The sequence below is a fragment of the Xanthomarina sp. F2636L genome, from assembly GCF_026410195.1.
GTDB lineage: Bacteria > Bacteroidota > Bacteroidia > Flavobacteriales > Flavobacteriaceae > Xanthomarina.
Genome location: NZ_JAPMLM010000068.1, coordinates 382782 through 406055 on the forward strand (window position 1 = coordinate 382782; position 23274 = coordinate 406055).

A 23274-nucleotide genomic window follows, 5' to 3' on the forward strand; every position below is an offset into this window, starting at 1 on the left:
AGCCTATGAAAGTGAAAACAATTTTAGTGTCTCAACCCGAACCTAAAATCGAAAATTCGCCTTACTTTGATCTTCAGGAAAAGCAAAAAGTTAAAATAGACTTTAGACCTTTTATTCATGTCGAAGGAGTTGATGCAAAAGAAATAAGATTACAAAAAGTTGATTTAAAAAACTATACAGCAATCATATTGACAAGTAGAAATGCCGTAGATCATTTCTTTAGAGTTGCAGACGAAATGCGCTTTAAAGTTCCAGATAGCATGAAGTATTTTTGTCAATCGGAAGCTGTTGCTTATTATCTTCAGAAATATGTAGTTTATAGAAAACGTAAAATTTATGTTGGAAAACGAAATTTTGCTGAGTTATCTCCTTTAATTAAAAAGTATAAGGACGAAACATTTTTATTGCCGACTACAGATAAATTAAAAACAGAGGTTCCAAAAATCTTAAACGAATTAGGTGTTAATTGGAAAGAAGCTGTTTTTTATAGAACTGTTATTAGCGACCTATCTGATTTAGCCAATGTTTTATATGACATCCTAGTGTTTTTTAGTCCTTCTGGAATTGATTCTTTATTTCATAATTTCCCAGATTTTAAACAAAACGATACACGTATAGCTGTTTTTGGAAATACAACTATTAAAGCTGCTGAAGACAAAGGTTTACGTGTAGATATTTCTGCACCATCGCCAGAAACACCTTCTATGACAATGGCCTTGGAGAAATATATTAATGACACCAATAAAAAGAAATAATTTCTTATTAAATATATAAAGTAAAAGAGCCACCAAATGGTTGCTCTTTTTTTATTCCATAATTATGTTATCACACATTCTTTATTTAATCATTAACTTCTTTGTAGCAATTTGATTATCTGACACAAATTTGGCTAAATACAATCCAGAAGCGAAATTAGAAACATCTATTAAGTTATCTCCTTGATTTAGAGTTTTTGTCAAAATAGTTTTTCCTGTAATATGATATATACTAAATATCGTATTATCTGATTTAGTGGCTATATGCACTAAATTATCTGAAGGATTTGGATACATATTATATGTTACTTCTACAGTATCGTTAACGGATAAGGTGCTCATACATGAAGCACATTCTACTTCATTATCTACTAAACAGAAAGAAGCATCATCAATAAACCATACAATATGCCTGTCTCTATCAATAAGAGAAGCATCATCGAAAAAAATACAGGTTAAATCTGAGTTACCGTCTGAATCGAAATGCAGCATGTTTTCTTGATTTCCATTCCTCAAATCCAAATAGGTTAATCCATTTAGTTTAAGATCAACATAATCTATGACCGAATTCTGGCTTAAATCTAAGCTAGATATACTATTTTTTCTAAGATTTAAATTTTTTAATGCTGAATTAGTAGTTACATCTAAAGCAAATAAATCCGCATTTTTCAGATTTAAGGTAGTTAAGTTTGCAAGTCCTGTAATATTAATAGATGTTAAGCCTGAGCATCCTATGCCACTAATAGACAATAATGAGGTGCAACTTGATAAATCTACATTAGTTATTCCTGGATTATAATTAAAAACAATTTCTAACATATTAATAAAAGCTTCAACTCCTGTTAAATCGGAAATTCCTAAGTTAGTCATGCTTAAGCTTCCATTAAAAGCATGTGCTTCAGAAGTTAAAATTTGATTATCTAGTATTGGGTTAGAATCAATTCCAGCATCTATCAAGGCTTGTTCAAAATTATCATCAGGAACTAGCGTATATTGTGCATAGGTGTATGATTGGGATACAACAAAGGCAATAAGAAAATAAATATATTTTTTCATGATTTTAGGTTTGTAGTTTGCAGTTATAAATCTAAGACTTCATTACAATAGAATCAAAAAATACAACTGTTTTACACCCTAATTATTAACACTTTAAGCTAAAAAATGTTGAAAAAACCGATAAAACAATATTACACTCTTCTTCTAAGCATAAAAAAAGAGAGCAACTTTATAAGTTGCTCTCTTTAAACATGATTTAAAAATTGAATTTACTTTATTATTAATTTCTTTGTGTCTACTTTACTATCTGAAACAAATCTTGCTAAATAAATACCAGAAGCCAAGCCAGAAACATTTACAACATTTTCTCCTTTAGACAGTGTTTTGGTTAATATAACTTTACCAGTGATGTTGTAGATAGAAACAACTGCACTATTAGTTTTTGTTGTAATATAAAGAGAGTTAAATGCTGGATTTGGATACATATTGAAAGCTATGTCATTCACTGAATCTATTGAAATTGTATTACATTCGGCAATTGTTTCTACATAGTTGGTATTAGCATCTTTTATCCAAGTCAATAAATTTGGTTCAGCAGAGTCATCTACAAAAAGACATTCTAAATTTGGATTAGAGTCTGCATTAAAAGCTGTCACATTTGCATTATTACCATTTCGCATATCCATAAAAGTCAAGTTATTTGTTTTTGCATCTACAGAAATTAAAGCTGTATTTTGACTTAAATCTAAACTAGAAAGATTACATTTTCTTACGTTCAAATTTTCTAAGGCTATATTCGTGGTTACATCTAAACTAGTTAAGGCTGTACTTCTTAGGTTTAAATCTGTTAGATTTGTAAGTCCAGTAACATTAATAGAAGCTAAACCTCCACAACCTAAAGCACTTACGCTAGTTAAAGATGTACAACTAGATAAATCTACACTTGTTATTCCAGGGTTGTAATTAAAAGTAATTCCTGTCATATTTATAAGCGCTTCTACACCAGTTAAATCAAGAATACCCAAGCCAGTCATACTTATACTTCCTGTAAAGTTATTTGCTTCAATAGTTAATACTTGTCCATCGATTGTAGGGTTGGAATCAATATTAGCATCAATCAATGCTTGCTCAAAAATAGCATCCGGAACAGAGGTATATTGAGCGTAGGTTAAAGAGTAACAAGCAAAAAATAAAGCTATTAAAAAAGTAGTTTTTTTCATAATTATCAATTTTAGTTCTAACCATAAAATTACATTTTTATTGACTGATATCCAAGAAAACCAAGACCTTATGTCGTATGGAGTTTTAATTTTTTATTGAAATTAATTCAAAAAAAAAGCAGCCAAAATTGGCTGCTTTTTAATAATACTCTATATAGTAGACACTATTTAATTATTAATTTTTTTGTATCTATTTTATTGTTTGACACAAATCTTGCCAAGTAAACCCCTGAAGATAGTGCAGACACATTCATGGAATTATTACCAAAACTAAGTTTTCTATTCAAAACTTGCTTTCCTGTCATATCGTAAACTTCTATAGTGGCTTTTTCATAGTTAGAAGAAACAACTACATTGTTAGATGCTGGGTTAGGATACATAGAAAAAGCTGTTACTTTTTGGTCTTTAATTCCTACAGTAGGTGTTGGCTCTCCCAAAAATGCTATTTCTGCAAATCCTGAACCCGAAGGTTCACCATGATTAGTTAATACTTGCATCCTGATGTAAATAGCACTTACAGCTGTAAACGTGAATTGTTCAGGTGCATATACTCCTGGAGCTGATTCTAAAAAAGTAGTTGGAGCTCCAGAAATTGGTAAATATGTAACGCCATCTAGAGAATAGAAAAAGGCAACAGAATTTACCCCAAAATTAGTTGCCGGACCTCCATCATTTTGATTCCAGAAAGATAATCCTTGAATATCATAAGAAGAACCCAAGTTAAAATCTACTGTACCTGCAACAGTTGTAGAAATAAAACTATTATATTCATCAGTTTGATCATGATTTGACGTTAAACTAGTTGGAGTTTCTAGGCCAACTCCATTAAAAGTGTTTTCAATAATAGTTCCATATGTGCCTGTATATGTTGTAGTTGCAGACACTGGATTAACCATAGATTGTGCATTAATTTGTAAATAAAAAGCAAATAAAATTGCCATTAAATAAGTAGTTTTTTTCATAATTATCAATTTTAAAATTAGGCTATAAAATTACTCTTAAATTAAGCTACTACCAAAAAAAAAGTCAGCTAAATAGCTGACTTTAATGTGTATTAAACAGTTAAATTATTTAATATTCGGGGCTCCTGCAAGAATTTCATCATTAGCAAATTCCTCGAATTTTTTAAAATTATCTCTAAAAGATTCAGATAGTTTATAAGCCGCTTTATAATAACCTTCATCATCATTCCAAGTGGCTCTAGAGCTTAGCACTTCGTCTGGAACTCCTGGGCAGCTTCTTGGTTGTTTTAAGCCAAAAACAGAATGTGTTCTGTAGGTGTCTTCAGTTATTTCATCTAAATCTCCATTAAGCGCAGCAGAAATCATAGCTCTGGTGTACTTTAATTTTATTCTAGATCCAACGCCATAAGGTCCTCCTGTCCAACCTGTATTAATTAGCCAAACCTTAACACCAGCTTCTTTCATTTTCGCACTTAACATCTCAGCATATTTTGTTGGGTGTAAAGGCATAAAAGGCGCTCCAAAACAAGCAGAAAAACTTGGTAATGGCTCATCAATTCCTGCCTCTGTTCCAGCTACCTTTGCAGTGTAACCTGAAATAAAATGATACGCAGCTTGACCAGGACTCAATCTTGATATTGGAGGTAACACTCCAAAAGCATCTGCAGTTAAGAAAAATATATTTTTAGGATTCTCTCCAATAGAAGATTCTTGAATATTATTAATGTGGTAAATTGGATAACTTACACGTGTGTTTTGAGTAATGGATGTATCTTCAAATTGCACTTCACCTTTATCATTCATAATCACATTTTCAAGAATAGCTCCTGGCTTAATGGCATTATAAATATCTGGCTCGTTTTCTTGAGAAAGATTGATAACCTTAGCATAACATCCTCCTTCAAAGTTAAAAACCTTGTTCTCGTTTGTCCAACCGTGCTCATCATCTCCAATTAACCTACGTTCTGGATCTGCAGATAAGGTTGTTTTTCCTGTTCCAGAAAGACCAAAGAAAATAGATGTGTCTCCTTTTTCTCCAACATTAGCACTACAGTGCATTGGTAGAGTGTTTTTAAATACAGGAAGAATAAAGTTTAATGCAGAAAAAATTCCTTTCTTAATTTCTCCTGTGTATCCTGTTCCTCCTATTAATGCAATTTTTCTAGTAAAATCTAAAATGGCAAAATTGTGTTGTCTTGTTCCATCAACTTCTGGATCCGCCATAAATCCTGGCGCATTTACTATTGTCCATTCTGGCAAAAAGTTTTTTAACTCTTCTTCTGTAGGACGTAAAAACATATTGTAAGCAAACATATTGCTCCATGGAGTTTCAGTAATAACCCGAATGTTTAATTTGTATTTTTCGTCTGCACAAGCATAACTATCTCTAACAAAAACTTCTTTTTCTGATAAATAAGCAACTACCTTATCATATAATTTTTGAAACTTATCAGATTCAAATGGAATATTTATATTTCCCCACCATACACGATCTTCTGTAATACTATCTTTTACAATAAAGCGATCCTTTGGCGACCTTCCGGTAAATTCTCCAGTATTAACAGCTAAAGCTCCAGAAGATGCTTCTACACCTTGACCTTTAGCTATGGTAATATCGTGAAGTTGTTGTGGAGTTAATTGATATTGTACTTTGGCATTTTTAATTCCATACTTTTCTAAAGAAATAGTATTGGATGCTTGGGTATGATCTACCATAATTGTTTTGTGTTGTTTAAAGTGCAAAATTATAATTTTATTTTAAAGTAAGCGTCTATTTTACGAATTATCAGTCTTGATTTTTAAAAAGTTTATTAACAATATTATCCATGAAATAATTAATAATAAACCACCTACGGGCGTAATGAATCCAATATTTTTAAAATTAAAGCTTGTAAGTTCATTGGTTGCCAATCCGTAAATGGAACCTGAAAAAAATAATAAACCAACAAGAACTAAATAAAAAACAACTTTTTTAGACCTCATACTTACATAGGCCGAACTCCCAACAAACAACAATAAAATGGCATGATACATTTGATATCTTACACCTGTCTCGAAGGTTTTTTGGGCCGTTTCTGAAATCAATTCTTTTAAACCATGTGCAGCAAAGGCTCCTAAAACAACACTTAAAGCTCCTAAAATTGTTGCTGAAATTAATATTTTTTTGTTCATATAAAATTAGGTATTGAGTTTTTAAAACCCTTAGTATTTATTACATTCGTGGCTGCAAAAATACTCAACAAATCTCATTATGCGAAAGATTTTAATTATTGGTGCTGGAAAATCTGCATCATACCTTATAAAATACCTATTAGACAAGTCCGAACAAGAAGAATTACTCATTATTATTGGCGATGTCAACTTTTCAAATGCCAAAAAACTTATTGGAGACCATGAAAATGCGCAAGCCATTATGCTGGATGTTTTCGATAAAAAATCTAGAGAACAGGCTATTCAGAATGCAGACATTGTTATTTCTATGCTTCCTGCTCGTTTTCATATAGAAGTTGCTAAAGACTGTATTAGCTTCAATAAAAACATGGTTACGGCTTCATATGTAAGTGAAGACATGCAAAAACTGGATAAAGCAGCTACAGAAAAAGGGCTTATTTTTATGAATGAAATTGGCGTGGATCCCGGAGTTGATCATATGAGCGCCATGCAAGTTATTGATAAAATTAGAGCTAAAGGTGGTAATATTATTTTGTTTGAATCCTTTACTGGCGGTTTAGTTGCTCCTGAAAACGACAACAACCTATGGAACTATAAATTTACATGGAATCCAAGAAATGTGGTAGTTGCTGGACAAGGTGGCGCTGCTAAATTTTTACAAGAAGGCACTTATAAATACATTCCTTATAACAGGTTGTTTAGAAGAACCGAATTTTTAGATGTAGAAGGATTTGGCCGTTTTGAAGGCTATGCTAACAGGGATTCTCTAAAGTATCAATCTGCTTATGGATTAGAACATGTAAAAACACTTTACAGGGGAACCATGCGACGTGTAGGCTTTTCAAGAGCTTGGAATATGTTTGTTCAATTAGGAATGACAGACGACAGCTATACTATAGATGATAGTGAAAACATGAGCTATCGCGATTTTGTAAATGCATTCCTTCCTTACAGCCCAACCGATTCTGTGGAACTTAAGTTTAGACATGCTTTAAAAATTGACCAAGATGATATTGTTTGGGACAAACTTTTAGAATTAGACCTTTTCAACAATAAAAAAATGGTTGAATTAAAAAAAGGGACTCCTGCACAAATACTTCAAAAAATATTAGAAGATAGCTGGACTTTAGGAGATCATGAAAAAGATATGATTGTCATGTATCATAAATTTGGATATGAGCTTGATGGTAAAAAACATCAAATAGATTCTACTATGGTTACTTTAGGCGAAGACCAAGTTTACACAGCCATGTCTAAAACAGTTGGTTTACCTGTTGCTATGGCAGCTTTGGCTATTTTAAATGAAAAAATTGTAACTCCTGGTGTGCAAATACCTATTACCAAAGAAGTTTACGAGCCTATTTTAAAAGAATTGGAAGACTATGGCATTACTTTTAAAGAAACTGAAGTGCCATATTTAGGTTATAACCCTTTAAATTTATAGACTAGATATTTGAAAGTTGTCAATAAAAATATTGAAATAGATGGCATTGATAAAGCCATACTTCGTGCTTTAATGAACGATGCCAGAACCCCTATTCTAGAAATTGCCAGACAAGTGGGTATTTCTGGCGCCGCTATTCATCAACGTTTGAGAAAGCTTGAAAAATCAGGAATTATTTCTGGATCTAAGTTTGTTATTAACCCAAAAGTTTTAGGATATACTACCATGGCTTTTATTGGTATTTATTTAGATAAAGCTATGAGCAATCCCGAAGCAGTAAAGCAACTTAAAAAGATTCCTGAGGTTCTAGAATGTCATTATACCACAGGAAATTGGAGTATTTTTATTAAAATACTATGTAAAGACAACGAGCATTTAATGCACTTATTGAATAAGGATATCCAATCTATTGAAGGCGTTTCAAGAACGGAAACTTTTATTTCGTTAAATCAGCAAATAGATAGACAGATTAAGATTTAGATATTTTGATTAAAAGAAAAAAGCTCCTGAAAATTTCAGGAGCTTTTTTCTTTTATTTATTTTGTATTTAGTCTCTAGACATAAAAATACTTAACACATACCAAAACAATAGCATTAATGATGCAAACAAGCCTAAAGCAGCTGGAATATAATCTTCTGTACTGTATTTGTTTACTAGATTTGAGGTTTGATATAATATAGAACCTCCAGCCAATAAACACATGCCTACAGAAAACCACAGACCCAAATTAAACCCAAATAAGGTTCCAGCAATAATTAAACCTATAGCTATAAAAAACCCAATAGTTAACCCTGTTCTTAAAAATGAAAAGTCTTTTTTGGTAACAAAAACCACAGCAGATAAACCTGTAAATAATGCCAAAGTTACTATGGCTGCCTGATTTAAAATTTCAGGACCAGAATCCATATAATAAGCAGCAATATAAATAAGTGGAACAAAAATAAAAGCTTCGGCTAAAATGTATAATCCAAAAGCTAAATATTGTTTGTTTTTATCTTGCGATTTCATAGTCATTTTTTCAGCATAGTTAGTTATAAACATAAAACCTCCTAACATAATTAGCCATCTGTATCCTTCTGTCATAGACAAAGCAAAATTCACAATAGTTTCACTTTGAAGCAATAAGTATTCAAATAAAATAAATACTAAAACGCCTCCTGCCACATGAGCATAGGTGTTTTTATAAAAAGCAACTCTATCTGTTTCAGAAAGCGTGCTTAATAATACTTTTGTTTCTGTAGGTTCAAAAGGATTTTGAGAATGATTTTCCATAAGTAGTCTTTTTAAGTTTGATAAAAGTAATAAAAAAACAAACTGAACACTTTATAAAAAAGTATTCAGTTTAAAAATATATATTTTAATAGTTAGTCTCTACTGCCACCAAAAACTTGTAGTGCCCAATATAATAAAGAAGCTAAAGCACCAATAGCTGCAACTAAGTAGGTTCTGGCTGCCCATTTAAGTGCATCTTCAGAACCTTTGTATTCCTCAGGAGTTACCATGTTTTTAGCTTTCAGCCAAGCTAATGCCCTGTTACTAGCATCGTATTCTACAGGTAGTGTAATAAAACTAAAAACAGTTGCTAATCCCATAAAAAGAACACCCGCTACTGCCACGTACCAACCTAAACCAATACCTGCTGCACCACCTAAAATCAAGCCTCCAATAATTAACCATTGAGACATTCCTGAGGTTATACTAACCATAGGTACTAAAGTGGAACGCATTTGCAACCAACTATAAGCTTGCGCATGTTGTACAGCATGTCCGCACTCATGAGCAGCAACAGCTGCAGAAGCCGCATTTGCCTGATTGTAAACCGACTCACTTAAATTAACCGTTTTGTTTTTTGGATTGTAATGATCCGTAAGTTGTCCGGGAGTTGAAATAACCTCAACATCTCTAATACCATTATCTGATAGCATTTTCTCGGCAATTTCTTTTCCTGTCATCCCATTGCGCAATTGCACTTTAGAATAGAAAGCAAATTTCTTTTTTAATTTATTACTTACCAACCAACTTACAAGTCCAATAGCTCCAATTAATATATAATATCCAATCATTTTTTATTCTGTTTTAAAAAGTAAAGTTATATGAAATATAGCAAATTCTAAGCCAAATATTCGTTAAGAAATTTTGTCAGTTTAATGAGTTCTCGATACATTTATCTTAATCGCTATCGCTACTAAAACAAACACTCGAACTGACACATAATTCAATTATTTCTGTTTGATAAGATGTGCTTTCTGGATTGCAAAAATAGGGTAAGAAACCACCTCTGTAGCATCTACCCCTTCTGTTCCTGTAGTTACTTTGTGTGTTTTATTTGTAACAGTTATTTCAAAATCCATAGCATCTTTATAAAAACGTTCCGTAGTTGTTAAAATGTTGTCTTGCACTTCAAACATGCTATAAATAGTGTTGTCGATAAGTTTAGCATCTAATAAAATGCCATTGTTTTCGTCTACAGTATATTCGCCTTTAGAGGCATCTTTTTCAATAAGATTGTACTTGCGTTCTTGGCGTTCACCTTTCATAATATAAACCAACATATATTGGTACTTCCCAATTGAATCTGTTTTATTTAAATGAAATTCCATTTGAATGGTTTGTTTCCCTTTAGAATTAACAATGTTTAAATCGCCCTTATAAATCCCATAAAAATCTTGTGGAAATTGTAAGGAATCGGTTTGTGCAGAAATAGAAAAACTGGTTACAATTATGACCAATAAAAAAAATTGTTTCATGATGTTTTTATTATGAGATTAGCTTCGCTGAACCTAAAGGTTTCCAGCCTTCACAGAAATTTTATCCAACAATATTTACAATCTTCCCAGGAACAATAATCACTTTTTTAGGTGTTCTGCCTTGTAATTGTTCTTTGGTTTTATCGTGAGCCATAACCGTGGCTTCTATATCTTCTTTACTCATATCTAATGGTAATTCTAAAGTAAAACGCATTTTACCGTTGAATGATATTGGATAATTTTTAGAACTTTCAACTAAATACTTTTCTTCAAATTTTGGGAATTTAGCCGTTGAAATAGATTCCTTATGTCCTAATTTGCTGTATAATTCTTCTGCAATATGTGGCGCGTAAGGCGATAATAAAACCAATAATGGTTCTAAAATATCTCGACTTGTACATTTTTGAGCTGTTAGCTCGTTTACTGCAATCATGAAAGTAGAAACAGAGGTGTTAAAAGAAAAATTCTCAATATCTTCTTCTACTTTTTTAATGGTTTTATGAAGGGTTTTTAGATTGTCTTTTGTTGGTTCTGCATCCGTTACACCAAACCCTCTTTTAACAACTTTACCTCCTGCATAATAACCCTCTGTTTTTGGATCAGAAATATAATAACTCGGATCATTAATATCATCTCCTTGATGGTATAATTTCCATAATTTCTTCAAAAAGCCATGAACCCCTGAAATTCCTGCTGTATTCCATGGTTTATATTGCTCTAAAGGACCTAGAAACATTTCGTAGAGACGTAAACTGTCTGCGCCATAGTCTTGACAAATACTATCTGGGTTCACCACATTGTACTTCGATTTGGACATTTTCTCTACTTCGCGACCTACTTTATAAACATCATTACCACCATTAATAACAGCTCCTTTTTCTCCAATAAAAATAGCGTCTTTGAAATCTTCTCCAAATTCTCCGTCATTTCTTAGACCTTCTATGTCCAATTCATCTGAAGCGTTAACATATTCTACTTTTACATGAATTGGTAAGGGCACAACTATTAAGTTCTCTAATGCTTCTGCATTTTCTAAGCCTGCTACTTCTGCTAGTTTACCCTTCAGTTCAATTAAATATTTTTTATTAGATTCTAAATCCCCTTTACTGATAAATTCAGCATGAGATATATAAATATTATTTAGTTTCTTTAATAATCGACTACCTATTTTTTCTTCTTCTCTAGGATTAGCAAACATATAGCTCAGGCGATAAACAAAAGCACTCGTCCCCAATATCATCCCTTGGTTAATCAGCTTTTTAAATGGCTCTTCTACACTAACAAAACCTCTGTCTTTCATAAACTTTACCCAAAAACGTGAGTATAATAAATGTCCTGTGGCATGTTCGCTTCCTCCAATGTATAAATCGACATTTTCCCAGTATTTAAGCGCTTCTTCACTTGCAAACTCTTGGTCGTTGTTGGCATCCATATATCTAAAGAAGTACCAAGAACTTCCTGCCCATCCAGGCATGGTATTTAGCTCCAAAGGAAACACTGTTTTGTTGTTTATCTTATTATTGTCAACAATTGCATTGGTCTCTGTACACCAAGCCCAAACATCTGCACGACCTAAAGGTGGCTCGCCCGTTTCGGTTGGCAAATATTTTTCTACATCTGGTAAACGAATCGGCAAATGTGCTTTATCTATCATTTGTGGCATACCATTTACATAATATACAGGAAATGGTTCTCCCCAATAACGTTGTCTAGAAAAGACAGCATCACGCAATCTGTAATTGGTTTTACCTTCGCCTTGACCTAATTGTTCTAATTCAAAAATAGCTCGTTTGGTAGCTTTTTTGTAATTCATTCCGTTTAAGAAATCGCTATTTGCAATTACTGTATTTTCTTTATCAGCATAAGCTTCTTCAGAAATATCTACGCCTTCAAAAATATTAGGAATAGGAATATTAAAATGCTTAGCAAAATCGTAATCACGTTGATCACCACAAGGAACCGACATAACTGCTCCTGTTCCATAACCTGCTAAAACGTAATCGCCAATCCAAATTGGAATAGGTTCTTTGCTAAACGGATGTTCAGCATAAGCACCAGTAAACACACCAGAAATGGTTTTTACATCTGCCATTCTATCGCGTTCGCTACGTTTTGCAGTGGCTTGAATATAGGCTTCAACTTCAGATTTTTGTTCTGGGGTTGTTATTACAGATACGAGTTCGTGTTCTGGAGCCAAAGTCATAAAACTAACTCCAAAAATAGTATCAGGCCTAGTAGTGAATACTTCAATCTCCTTATCGTGATTATTCACATTAAAAGATACAGAGGCTCCAACCGATTTTCCAATCCAATTTTTTTGACTTTCTTTTAAGGAATCTGTCCAATCTATAGTATCTAATCCTTGCAATAATCTTTCAGCATAAGCCGAAATTCTCATGGACCATTGGGTCATTTTTTTTCTTAGAACTGGATGTCCACCACGTTCCGAAACGCCGTTTACTATTTCATCATTTGCTAAAACGGTTCCAAGCGCAGGACACCAGTTTACTTCCGTTTCAGCTAAATAAGTTAATCTGTACTGTAATAGTATTTCTTGTTGTTTTATAGAAGAAAAGCTGTTCCATTGTGCTGCCGTAAACACATCTACATTATCATCACAAACAGCTTCCACAGCAGCATTTCCTTCCAATGCAAAAATTTTGACTAACTCAACTATAGGAAAAGCTTTGTTTGTGTGCTTGCAATACCAAGACTCAAATAATTGAATAAAAATCCATTGGGTCCATTTATAATAATTTGGATCTGAGGTTCGAACTTCTCGGCTCCAATCGAAAGAAAACCCAATTTGATCTAATTGGCGTCTGTATGTTTTAATGTTTTCTTCAGTCGTTACGGCTGGATGTTGCCCCGTCTGAATAGCATACTGTTCTGCTGGCAATCCAAAACTATCGTAGCCTTGTGGATGCAATACATTAAATCCTTTATGACGTTTATAACGCGCATAAATATCGGAAGCAATATAACCTAGTGGATGTCCAACATGAAGTCCTGCCCCACTTGGATAAGGAAACATATCTAGTACGTAGTATTTAGGTTTATCGCTACTATTATCGGCTTGAAACGTTTTGTTTTCTGCCCAATATTTTTGCCATTTGGCCTCGATGTCGTTAAAATGGTATTGCATTGTCTTATTTTTCGCTTGTAAAAGCGCAAATTTAAACTTATTATAAGAATATTGAAAGTTTAAACGTTTTAAACCACAAGAGAATAGATTTCTTTTATATTTTTACATCGTTAACAAAACATCTATGAGTTCTTCTTTTGAAAATTATCAAAAACGAAGATTAATTTCTTCCTATTTTTCAGTGGTACTAAGCATTGCTCTGGTCTTATTTTTATTAGGCCTACTTGGTCTATTGATACTAAATGCCAAAAAAGTTTCAGATCACTTTAAAGAACAAGTGGTGGTAACAATCTATTTAAAAGAGGTTGCTAAAGATGTGGAAGTTAAACAGCTTGAAAAAGGCCTAGCGCTTTCGGAATATGTAAAATCGACTGAATTTGTTTCCAAAGAACAAGCTGCAGAATCTATGAAAGCCGAAAATGGCGAAGATTTTATGGAGTTTCTTGGATATAATCCGTTACAGAATTCTATAGATGTGCATTTAAAGGCAGATTTCGTAACCTCTGAACACCTAGAGACTATTAAAGACGAAGCGCTTTCCAAAAACTTTGTAGATGAGGTACGTTATGATAATGACTTAGTGACTTTAATGAACAATAACGTAAAAAAAATAAGTTTTTGGGTTTTGGTATTGAGTGGTGTTTTTACTTTAATTGCCGTTTTATTAATTAATAGTTCTATCAGATTGTCAGTTTATTCCAAACGTTTCACCATTAAAACCATGCAGATGGTTGGTGCCACAAAGCAATTTATTAGAAGACCTTTTGTATGGAAAAGTGTGCGTTTAGGAATTATTGGAGCTATAGTTGCCTTACTAGGTGTCGCTGTTGTTCTTTATTATTTAAATGAAACCTTCCCTGAATTAAACCTATTACAGAACCCTATTCTTATTGGAGCCTTGTTTGCTGGCATCTTTTTATTAGGTATAGTTATTACTTGGATAAGTACGTTTATTGCAACACAACGTTTCTTAAATTTAAAGACAGATCAGCTTTACTATTAATTCAAAAAATATTAAGATTTTAAAACTTAGAAAATAGGTAGCAACCTTTTTTAGAATCTGTTAACGTTATAGTTTAAATAAAACTGTTACTTTGCGCTTTCTAAGTTTTAGTGGATTAAATATAAATATCATGGGAGAACAAAAACCTAAGGAGCAAACAGAAAGCACCTTTATCTTCGGAAAAAAAAACTATAAATTCATGCTAATTGGTTTGGCATGTATTGCTATTGGATTTATCTTAATGTCTGGTGGTGGAAGCGACGATCCTAATGTTTTTAGTCCAGACATCTTTAATTTTAGACGTATTAGATTGGCTCCAACTTTAGTTCTCATTGGCTTTGGAATTCAGGTTTATGCCATTTTATTAAACCCTAATAAAAAGTCAAAATCTGACGAATAAATTCTTTTAAATAAAGCTTACCATTCCCTATTGGTTAGCCAATTTTGATATTTTTACCTCATGGATATTATCGATTCAATTATTTTAGGAGTTATTCAAGGTCTAACTGAATTTCTTCCCGTCTCTTCTAGTGGACATCTAGAACTTGGAAAAGCCATTTTAGGCGACCAATCCATTCCTCAAGAAAGCTTAATGTTTACTGTTGTGCTTCATTTTGCTACAGCATTAAGTACCATGGTTGTTTTTAGAAAAGATATTTTTTCTATTTTAAAAGGAGTATTTTCTTTTCAATGGAATGAAGACACAAAACTTGCGAGTAAAATAATTATCTCCATGATACCTGCTGTGATTGTTGGTTATAATTACGAATCGCAATTAGCCGAGCTTTTTGGTGGTAGCATCCAATTAGTCGGTTTTATGCTTTTAATTACTGCTTTTTTACTTTTCCTGGCAGATAAGGCAAAAGACACTGATAAAAATGTTACTTTTAAAAATGCAGCTATTATAGGAATTGCTCAAGCCATTGCCATGTTACCTGGAATTTCAAGATCTGGAGCTACCATTTCTGCTTCCGTTTTATTAGGAACTGATAAAACAAAAGCGGCTCGGTTTTCCTTTTTAATGGTGGTTCCTTTAATTTTTGGAAAAATCGCCAAAGACCTTATAACAGGTGAGTTAACGTATAATAGTGATAGTTTTGTTTCGCTAAGTGCTGGGTTTATTGCTGCCTTTCTATCAGGATTAATCGCTTGCACATGGATGATTGCATTAGTAAAGAAAAGCAAGCTGACTTATTTTGCGATTTATTGCGTTATTGTTGGTATGATTGCTATTATTTATGCTTCTTTAAACTAATAATATGAAGGGTGAAGACTATCTTTCCGGACAGGTTTTATTAATAGACAAGCCTCTACATTGGACGTCATTCCAGGCTGTCAATAAGCTTCGTTGGGAAATTCGTCAATCCTTTAATATTAAAAAAATAAAAGTAGGACATGCTGGAACTCTTGATCCACTTGCTACCGGTTTATTGATTATTTGTACTGGAAAAATGACCAAGCAAATAGATACGTTTCAAGGACAAATAAAAGAGTACACTGGAACTCTTGTTTTAGGCGGCACCACACCTTCTTTCGATTTAGAAACTGAAGTAAATGAAACTTTTCCTACTGAACACATTACAGAAAAAGCCATCCACGAAGTCACTAAACAATTTATTGGTGAAATTAACCAATTTCCTCCTGTTTTTTCAGCCATTAAAAAAGATGGTAAACGTTTATATGAATTCGCTAGAGCTGGTGAAGATGTTGAAATAAAATCAAGAAAAGTTACGATTTCAGAATTTGAAATCACAGCTATTAATAACAACGATGTTCATTTTAGAGTGGTTTGCAGCAAAGGCACGTATATTCGCTCTTTAGCTAACGATTTTGGAAAAGCTCTAAACTCCGGCTCACATTTATCGGCTTTAAGACGTACAAAAATTGGCAATTTTCATGTTGATAACGCATGCTCTCCAGTAGCCTTTATAGAAAGCTTAACAACCAAATAACCCTATTTTTCGTATATTAGTATGAAGCTAAAAAAGCTTTAACACCCAACAATTAACTTTTTTGAATTTATCAAATAAACATAAAGCACTTTTAATTACCTTCTTGGTTTCTGGAACCATTGTATTGTTGTTATTTAGTTTTCATATTACAAAACAAAACGAATTAATAGCAGAAAGTTACTACTTATTAGAACCCGAAGAGCCAAAAACACCAGAAGAACTTGAAGCCGAAAAACTAGCTAAGGCTAAAGAAAAACAAGTTTCTGAAACCAATAAAGCTTATAACGAAACTCAAGATTATAAAAAGTTTGCTCAAGCTTATCAGCCAATTGCCCCTCCAAAAGATTATGTCCCTAAGCCTTCAGAAAGCATGTCGGAAAGTAAAACTTTTGAACCTAGCTCTACACCTGCAACTTCAGAAATAGATGACGATGTTTTATCTTCTTACAGCAGCGTTAACGATGTCTTAAATAGAAGGAAACCAAGCAATAACAGCCAATCTGTTAACAAAAAAAGTAGCATGCATTATTCCTTGGTTAACAGAACACATGAATATTTACCAACTCCTATCTACCTATGCGAAGAAGGTGGTAAAATAGTTGTCAATATTACGGTAAACGCTTCTGGCTTGGTTACAGATGCCTATGTAAACGCCTCTTCAACCTCTAAAAACAATTGTTTAGAAGAACACGCTATGTCCTATGCTAGAGATGCTAGATTTAATGCAGAAGCTTCAAAACCATCACAAATTGGTACGATTACCTTTTATTTTGAAGGTAAAAACTAAACTGAAACCGTAAGCAGGTTCATTAAATCGCTCATCACACTTTGACCCTTGTCTTTGTTATACCATTGTTGTAATTCTTCTTTTATCTCTGGAGTTATCATCCCATGTTTTGCTTTATAATCTACAACTAATTTTGTTGCTTCGGCAGGTCTTGGTCCAAAAGAATTAATCACTTTTTTAGTGGTATCGTCTATAATAATCAATTTAGGTATAGATTTTCCGCCATTGGTCAAAAACTGATTCATTAAAGCGTCATTATCATCACGAAGCACCACTCTAAAGGTGATATTTTCATTTAATTCGGCCAGTTTATTAAAAACAGGAATCACATGAGCAGCATCACCACACCAACTTTCAGCAAGTACCAACCAAGTTTGTTTGGTATCTATATCCGCTAAATCTTCTTTTGTGCTATCTGAGACTTTTAAAGTTTTATCCCAACGCTTCATACGTTGTTCATTCAACTTGGTGTATTCTACCATGTCTTGGCTTTTATCGTCTCCAGTGGATGATTCGTTTTCCACCATTTTTGCCATTAAATCTCTGTATGCTTGGTAAGACATACTCTTATCCAAACTATCTTTTATTATTTGATTCATCGTTTTTAATTATATTCTTGCAAAAATAAGCTCTTAATCTTATTTGAATTATGATTTATGTCATATCTATGTCTATCTTTAGATTAGAAACTTACAATATTACTTATGAAAAATCATACATGTGGTTGGTGTGTTGGCGATGATTTATATCAAGCTTATCACGATCTAGAATGGGGCGTTCCAGTGAAAGACGATGAGACATTTTTTGAATTTCTAGTTCTTGAAACCTTCCAAGCTGGTTTAAGTTGGATTACCATTTTACGTAAACGTGAAAACTTTAGAAAAGCTTTTGATAATTTCGACTATAAAAAAATAGCGAATTACAAGCAAGATAAAATTGATAGTCTTCTATTGGATGCCGGCATTGTAAGAAACAAATTGAAAGTAAATGGCACCGTTACTAATGCTAAATTATTTATGGACATCCAAAAAGAATTTGGAAGTTTTAACAACTACGTGTGGAAATTTGTTAATAATAGGCCTATAAAAAATAGCCTCCAAAATTATAAAGATGCTCCAGCAACTACAGCCATTTCTGACGCTTTGAGCAAAGATTTAAAAAAACGTGGTTTTAAGTTTGTGGGTTCTACCGTTATGTATGCTTTTATGCAGGCTACAGGTCTAATAAACGACCATGAAGTTGGGTGTTTTAGGTATGAGGAAGTTTAAAATCTAAGAATCCAAAAAAAACCTTACCAGCATAATAAGATTGTGCTTAATCAGGTTTTTGATTTCAGTTTATGATAATTTCATATTAATTATAATAAAAGAAAAAATATTTATCATTTTAAATACTCTAAAAAAGAATCTCTAGAAATCTCTTCTGCTCCTAAACTAGCAAGATGATTGGTGTAAACCTGACAATCGATAAGCTTATAATTCGTGTTTTGAATAAAACTTATAAAGCCTGCTTTACTTGCATTACTTACTTTTGTAAACATACTTTCTCCACAAAACACACTATTATTTAAATCGATACCATAAAAACCTGCGACTAAATTATTGTCTTGCCAAACCTCTACAGATTTAGCCAAACCTTGTTCGTGTAGTTTCACATACCCCTCTATCATGCTATTGGTAATCCAAGTACCACGTTGCCCTTCTCTTTTTGCTTTTGAACATTCGGTAATTACGGTTTTAAAATCCTGATTTACGGTTACCAGAAAATCGCTATTCTTTAAAACCTGTTTCATACTTTTGGACACTTTTAATTTCTCTGGAAAAAGCACAAATCTGGGGTTTGGAGACCACCATAAAATGGGTTGATCTTTCTCAAACCAAGGGAAAATACCATTTTTATATGCAAGCATTAACCGTTCAACAGAAAGATCGCCACCAACAGCCAAAAGACCATCGGGATTTGCTTGATGTACATTGGGAAAATGGATTTCTGAGGTTAAGTAGGTAATCATAGTCTGGCAATATATAAAAAAACCTCAACGTTTACACATTGAGGTTAGCTATATAAGATTTTAGATTGCACTTCGACAAGCTCAGTGTGACAATCTATAGTTTACAATGATTTAAAATGGTAAATCGTCGTGATCGTCTTCATTTAAATCGTTAGCAGGTTCAAAAGCTTCAGCTGGTGGAACTGGAGGCATATTTCCAGAAGCCTCTTGTTGTGCTGCTTCAATTCTCCAACCTTGAATAGAGTTAAAATATTTTACTTCTCCTTGTGGGTTAGTCCACTCTCTTCCACGTAAATTAATACTGATTTTCACCTGTTGACCAACTTGAAAATTATTCAACAAATCACATTTATCCTGAACAAATTCAATCATAATATGTTGCGGATATTGCTCTTCTGTAGTTACAACCACTTCACGTTTTCTAAACCCATTGTTTCCAAAGGTTTGCGTGTCTCCTACTAATTTAATTCTTCCTTGTACTTCCATTACTTAATTTAATTTAACTTTTAATATTCCTCGAAACAGGAATTTGAAATTCTACTTTATGATAATAATATTTTCCAGGCGCTTTGTATATCGCCAAAACTCAAATAATTACGAGCCAATTTATGTTTTTCTCTATGAGAAGCCGATTTAATTTCTGGATAACGCTCACTTACGGTTTCTAAAAACTTACTGACTTCTTCTGAATTTGGTAAAGCATCTACATTTGCTAACATACCTATATCGTTTCCAGTTAAAATCATACTGTTTTTAACTTCTTCAGGAAAGTTATCTACTCCAATTCCTAAACTAGATAGTGGTTTTGGCAATTCGAAAAAACCACTTCTGGAACGACTATAGTAGTTTCCACCAGCTCTAGCAACTAAATCTAGTTTTTCCTGATTAATAATCCCTTCATCGTCTAAAACATCATCTTCTATATGAATTTTAACCACTTCGCAAATTACTAAATTTCCGGCACCTCCTTCAGTTCCTAATGCCACTATTTCTTTTACCTTACACTCAAATTGAACAGGAGATTCGGCCACTCTAAAAGGTTTTACCAAATCCGATTTCAACATGGTTAAACCTGCTTTCTCAAACTCGTTGATACCTTCAGGATATTCTGTACTACTTAAAGATGCCTGATGCACCATATCGTAGTTAACCACATTAATTACTACTTCCTTTGTTGCTAGTACATTTTCTAACGTGTGTTTTGTTGTATTATTTCTTACGCGTCGAGCAGGAGAAAAAATTAAAATTGGTGGATTAGCACTAAACACATTAAAAAAGCTAAAAGGAGATAGGTTTGGGGTTCCATTTTCATCCATAGTACTTGCAAAAGCTATAGGTCTAGGTGCCACAGCACTTAACAGATAACCATGTAACTTTGCTACTGATAAATCTTTTGGTTCGAATGATGTCATTAATCTTTTTTAATTTGCACAAATGTAACTAATCTGGGAATGAACTAAAAATGATTTGTTTGCTAGTAACACAATATTATTAACAGATTTTACATTATATTTCAAAATAAAATATGTTTTATGCTTTTTTCTAAACACAGAAATCTAACTAGATGGATTATTGTTGTGGCTTCTTTTGGTATTATTTCTTTAATTCTATGGAATACCTATGTGTTTTTTCAAAAATTTAAAATAGAAGAACAATCTAAATTAGATATTTGGGCTGCTGCTTATCAAGAAATAAATTCCAATGCGTTAGACGAAAATGTCAATCCATTGGTTGATAAAGTTTTTACATCTGAAATTACAAATCCCATGTTCGTTTATAACAACGGAAGTGTTTTAATTTCAAACAATATAGATGAAAAAAAACTTAAGAAAAAGCCTTCTATTGAAAGATTAATTAGTCAATATTCTCAAGAAAATAAACCCATTATTATTTCGTATGAGGATAATATTACCAAAGAAACTATTATTTATGGTACTTTGTATTATGGCAATTCGGAAGTATTAAACAAGTTAAAATACTATCCTTTAGCTTTATTATTAATTATCTTTTTATTTGGTGCTGTAGTGTATTTCTTTTATCGAAGCTCAAAAATTGCAACTCAAAATAAATTATGGTCTGGTATGGCAAAAGAAACAGCTCATCAGATTGGCACTCCTTTATCTTCTTTAATTGGTTGGACTGAAATATTAAAGTCTGAAAATATCAATCCAGAATACATTGTTGAGATTGAAAAAGACATTAACAGATTGCAAACCATAACAGAACGTTTTAGCAAAATCGGTTCGCTTCCAACACTTGAAAAAGCAGACATTGTAAAAGAAACCATAGAATCTTACGATTATCTAAAAGCCAGAAGTTCTAGGCTTATTGACTTTGAATTAATTGCTCCATCTGAAGAAATTTATGTAAATTTAAACAAACAACTATTTAGTTGGACCATTGAAAATTTGGTTAAAAATGCCATTGATGCCATGAAGGGCAAAGGCAAGTTAATCATAGAAATTACACAACTTGAAAACACCGTAAAAATTAATGTTAGTGATACAGGAAAAGGGCTTTCTAAAAAGCAATTTAATGCTATCTTTGAACCAGGTTTTACAACTAAAAAAAGAGGTTGGGGTTTAGGGCTTTCGCTTGCTAAACGTATTATTGAAGAATTTCATGACGGTAGGATTAAAGTAATACATTCTGAAATTGGCAAAGGAACAACCATGCAGATTTCAATGAAATCGATTTAAATTATGGAAGAGAAGTTTATTACAATAAAAGAAGTTGCATTGATTAACAATTGTCCTGAATGCTACAATACTAACGGATTACAATTAACCTTTCTACAAAAATTTGTAGAAACTAAATTTTATAAATCTATTACAAAAGAAACTTCGCATCAATTAGAATGCAATACTTGCAATACAAGTATATATCCGGTAAGATGGACTGAAGATATTGAGCGCGTTTTTAATTATCATCAAAAAGCTTTTACTCCTAAAAAAGCATCATTCAAATTAAAAAAATCTGCTTGGTTATTAATAATTAGCGTTCTAATTTTTATTGTTGTTTTATTAGGAATCGCTATTCTACCAAACCTATAAATACTTTTTAATTGCTTTTACGGTGTCTTGAAAATCCTCTTGACTTAAAGATGCTTTATTTAGAAATCTAATATCTTCCATAGAATTTAGCGGAATTAAATGTACATGCACATGTGGCACTTCCAAACCTACAACAGTCATCCCTACACGTTTACATGGAATGGCTTCTCCTATGGCTAAGGCTACTTTTCTGGAAAAAGTCATGAGGCCTAGATAAGTTTTCTCATCGAGGTCGAAAATTTTATTTACCTCCTTCTTTGGAATACAAAGCGTATGACCTTTAGCATTTGGGTTAATATCTAAAAAAGCAAGAAACTCATTGGTTTCAGCAATTTTATACGAAGGTATTTCACCGGAAATTATTTTAGAAAAAATTGATGCCATAATTGAATATGTATTTAGGTAAATATAAAAAGATTCCTGTTCTGCAGGAATCTTTTTTATAATATTTTCACGTTGTAAGCCTTAACAGCTCACTTGTTATCTAGAAATTTCTAAAATATCAAATTTCAATACGCCATTTGGCACTTGTATTTCGGCAACATCACCAACAGATTTACCTAACAACCCTTTACCAATTGGAGAGTTTACAGAAATTTTTCCCGAAGCTAAATCGGCTTCTCCATCTGCAACCAAAGTGTAATCCATTTCCATTCCATTGGTTTGATTTTTTATTTTCACTTTAGAAAGCACTAATATTTTTGTGCTATCTAATTGCGATTCGTCAATTAATCGAGCTCCGGATAATATTTCTTCAAGTTTTGAGATTTTCATTTCAAGCATTCCTTGCGCTTCCTTAGCAGCATCGTACTCAGCATTCTCACTTAAATCACCTTTATCTCTAGCTTCTGCAATAGCTTGAGACGCTTTTGGACGCTCAATATCTTTTAACTGTCTTAATTCGTCTCTTAATTTTTTTAAACCTTCTTCTGTATAATAAGATACTTTACTCATAACTTCACCGTTTATATATTATAAATATCCCGAAACACATTCCAACATTCTAGGAGAAATCGTTCGGGAATA

General features: G+C 32.7%; 26 protein-coding genes. 11 read left to right on the forward strand and 15 right to left on the reverse strand.

The genetic code is table 11. The features are described from left to right. Positions 1-5 precede the first annotated feature (5 nt). Positions 6-755, forward strand: a complete 750-nt coding sequence (locus OS191_RS09175) for a uroporphyrinogen-III synthase (protein ID WP_267155392.1) — start codon at positions 6-8, stop codon at positions 753-755. A gap of 81 nt (positions 756-836) precedes the next feature. On the opposite strand, the gene OS191_RS09180 is transcribed toward OS191_RS09175, so the two are convergent. From OS191_RS09180 to OS191_RS09200, 5 genes are all read right to left on the reverse strand, one after another. Then, entirely contained in the window at positions 837-1811 is a 975-nt protein-coding gene (locus OS191_RS09180; protein WP_267155393.1) for a T9SS type A sorting domain-containing protein, read from the reverse strand. A gap of 209 nt (positions 1812-2020) precedes the next feature. Beyond that, complete coding sequence (locus OS191_RS09185) at positions 2021-2971, reverse strand: T9SS type A sorting domain-containing protein (RefSeq protein ID WP_267155394.1); 951 nt, start codon at positions 2969-2971, stop codon at positions 2021-2023. 164 nt (positions 2972-3135) lie between these two features. Next, positions 3136-3933, reverse strand: coding sequence for a T9SS type A sorting domain-containing protein (locus OS191_RS09190; protein WP_267155395.1), 798 nt, complete (start codon positions 3931-3933; stop codon positions 3136-3138). Positions 3934-4038: 105 nt separating this feature from the next. After that, positions 4039-5649 (reverse strand): phosphoenolpyruvate carboxykinase (ATP), encoded by a 1611-nt coding sequence (gene pckA / locus OS191_RS09195; protein ID WP_267155396.1) that lies wholly within the window; start codon positions 5647-5649, stop codon positions 4039-4041. A 60-nt stretch (positions 5650-5709) separates the two neighbouring features. Beyond that, positions 5710-6105 (reverse strand): DUF423 domain-containing protein, encoded by a 396-nt coding sequence (locus tag OS191_RS09200; protein WP_267155397.1) that lies wholly within the window; start codon positions 6103-6105, stop codon positions 5710-5712. Between the two features lie 79 nt (positions 6106-6184). Between OS191_RS09200 and OS191_RS09205 the strand changes: the two genes are divergently transcribed. Together OS191_RS09205 and OS191_RS09210 are read left to right on the forward strand one after the other, a co-directional pair. After that, positions 6185-7549 (forward strand): saccharopine dehydrogenase family protein, encoded by a 1365-nt coding sequence (locus tag OS191_RS09205; protein WP_267155398.1) that lies wholly within the window; start codon positions 6185-6187, stop codon positions 7547-7549. Positions 7550-7558: 9 nt separating this feature from the next. Further along, complete coding sequence (locus tag OS191_RS09210; protein WP_267155399.1) at positions 7559-8029, forward strand: Lrp/AsnC ligand binding domain-containing protein; 471 nt, start codon at positions 7559-7561, stop codon at positions 8027-8029. A 67-nt stretch (positions 8030-8096) separates the two neighbouring features. On the opposite strand, the gene OS191_RS09215 is transcribed toward OS191_RS09210, so the two are convergent. From OS191_RS09215 to OS191_RS09230, 4 genes are all read right to left on the reverse strand, one after another. Then, on the reverse strand, positions 8097-8822 hold the full coding sequence (locus OS191_RS09215; protein WP_267155400.1) for a Bax inhibitor-1/YccA family protein: 726 nt from the start codon (positions 8820-8822) through the stop codon (positions 8097-8099). A 92-nt stretch (positions 8823-8914) separates the two neighbouring features. Continuing rightward, positions 8915-9613, reverse strand: a complete 699-nt coding sequence (locus tag OS191_RS09220) for a zinc metallopeptidase (RefSeq protein WP_267155401.1) — start codon at positions 9611-9613, stop codon at positions 8915-8917. A 156-nt stretch (positions 9614-9769) separates the two neighbouring features. Beyond that, a complete protein-coding gene (locus tag OS191_RS09225) occupies positions 9770-10297 on the reverse strand; it encodes a hypothetical protein (RefSeq protein WP_267155402.1) in 528 nt (175 codons plus the stop codon). A gap of 61 nt (positions 10298-10358) precedes the next feature. Further along, complete coding sequence (locus tag OS191_RS09230) at positions 10359-13442, reverse strand: leucine--tRNA ligase (RefSeq protein WP_267155403.1); 3084 nt, start codon at positions 13440-13442, stop codon at positions 10359-10361. Positions 13443-13566: 124 nt separating this feature from the next. On the opposite strand from OS191_RS09230, the gene OS191_RS09235 reads away from it, so the two are divergent. The 5 genes from OS191_RS09235 (at position 13567) to OS191_RS09255 (ending at position 17184) form a co-directional block, all read left to right on the forward strand. Continuing rightward, positions 13567-14445, forward strand: a complete 879-nt coding sequence (locus OS191_RS09235; RefSeq protein ID WP_267155404.1) for a cell division protein FtsX — start codon at positions 13567-13569, stop codon at positions 14443-14445. Positions 14446-14575: 130 nt separating this feature from the next. Further along, positions 14576-14845, forward strand: coding sequence for a DUF3098 domain-containing protein (locus OS191_RS09240; RefSeq protein ID WP_267155405.1), 270 nt, complete (start codon positions 14576-14578; stop codon positions 14843-14845). Between the two features lie 60 nt (positions 14846-14905). After that, a complete protein-coding gene (locus OS191_RS09245) occupies positions 14906-15700 on the forward strand; it encodes an undecaprenyl-diphosphate phosphatase (RefSeq protein WP_267155406.1) in 795 nt (264 codons plus the stop codon). Positions 15701-15704: 4 nt separating this feature from the next. Beyond that, positions 15705-16397, forward strand: coding sequence for a tRNA pseudouridine(55) synthase TruB (gene truB, locus OS191_RS09250; RefSeq protein ID WP_267155407.1), 693 nt, complete (start codon positions 15705-15707; stop codon positions 16395-16397). A gap of 61 nt (positions 16398-16458) precedes the next feature. Beyond that, on the forward strand, positions 16459-17184 hold the full coding sequence (locus tag OS191_RS09255; RefSeq protein ID WP_267155408.1) for an energy transducer TonB family protein: 726 nt from the start codon (positions 16459-16461) through the stop codon (positions 17182-17184). Here the strand turns inward: OS191_RS09255 and OS191_RS09260 are convergent. Then, on the reverse strand, positions 17181-17783 hold the full coding sequence (locus tag OS191_RS09260) for a thioredoxin family protein (protein WP_267155409.1): 603 nt from the start codon (positions 17781-17783) through the stop codon (positions 17181-17183). The two genes, OS191_RS09255 and OS191_RS09260, sit on opposite strands and share 4 nt — an antisense overlap. Positions 17784-17888: 105 nt before the next feature. On the opposite strand from OS191_RS09260, the gene OS191_RS09265 reads away from it, so the two are divergent. Further along, positions 17889-18452: a DNA-3-methyladenine glycosylase I gene (locus OS191_RS09265; RefSeq protein WP_267155410.1), complete on the forward strand. Its 564-nt coding sequence runs from the start codon at positions 17889-17891 to the stop codon at positions 18450-18452. Positions 18453-18565: 113 nt separating this feature from the next. On the opposite strand, the gene aat is transcribed toward OS191_RS09265, so the two are convergent. From aat to OS191_RS09280, 3 genes are all read right to left on the reverse strand, one after another. After that, a complete protein-coding gene (aat, locus tag OS191_RS09270) occupies positions 18566-19192 on the reverse strand; it encodes a leucyl/phenylalanyl-tRNA--protein transferase (RefSeq protein ID WP_267155785.1) in 627 nt (208 codons plus the stop codon). A 114-nt stretch (positions 19193-19306) separates the two neighbouring features. Continuing rightward, the gene (locus OS191_RS09275) at positions 19307-19681 is read right to left on the reverse strand and encodes a DUF3127 domain-containing protein (RefSeq protein ID WP_267155411.1); all 375 of its coding nucleotides are present in this window, start codon (positions 19679-19681) and stop codon (positions 19307-19309) included. 56 nt (positions 19682-19737) lie between these two features. Next, on the reverse strand, positions 19738-20607 hold the full coding sequence (locus OS191_RS09280; RefSeq protein WP_267155412.1) for a flavin reductase family protein: 870 nt from the start codon (positions 20605-20607) through the stop codon (positions 19738-19740). A 120-nt stretch (positions 20608-20727) separates the two neighbouring features. On the opposite strand from OS191_RS09280, the gene OS191_RS09285 reads away from it, so the two are divergent. Beyond that, complete coding sequence (locus OS191_RS09285) at positions 20728-21894, forward strand: sensor histidine kinase (RefSeq protein ID WP_267155413.1); 1167 nt, start codon at positions 20728-20730, stop codon at positions 21892-21894. Positions 21895-21897: 3 nt separating this feature from the next. Beyond that, positions 21898-22248 (forward strand): hypothetical protein, encoded by a 351-nt coding sequence (locus tag OS191_RS09290; RefSeq protein ID WP_267155414.1) that lies wholly within the window; start codon positions 21898-21900, stop codon positions 22246-22248. Here the strand turns inward: OS191_RS09290 and OS191_RS09295 are convergent. Both OS191_RS09295 and greA read right to left on the reverse strand, forming a co-directional pair. Beyond that, complete coding sequence (locus tag OS191_RS09295; protein WP_267155415.1) at positions 22243-22632, reverse strand: HIT family protein; 390 nt, start codon at positions 22630-22632, stop codon at positions 22243-22245. The genes OS191_RS09290 and OS191_RS09295 overlap by 6 nt on opposite strands. A gap of 96 nt (positions 22633-22728) precedes the next feature. Then, positions 22729-23202 carry a transcription elongation factor GreA gene (gene greA / locus OS191_RS09300; protein WP_267155416.1) on the reverse strand — a complete coding sequence of 158 codons (474 nt, stop codon included), beginning with the start codon at positions 23200-23202 and terminating at the stop codon, positions 22729-22731. Between the last annotated feature and the right edge of the window lie 72 nt (positions 23203-23274).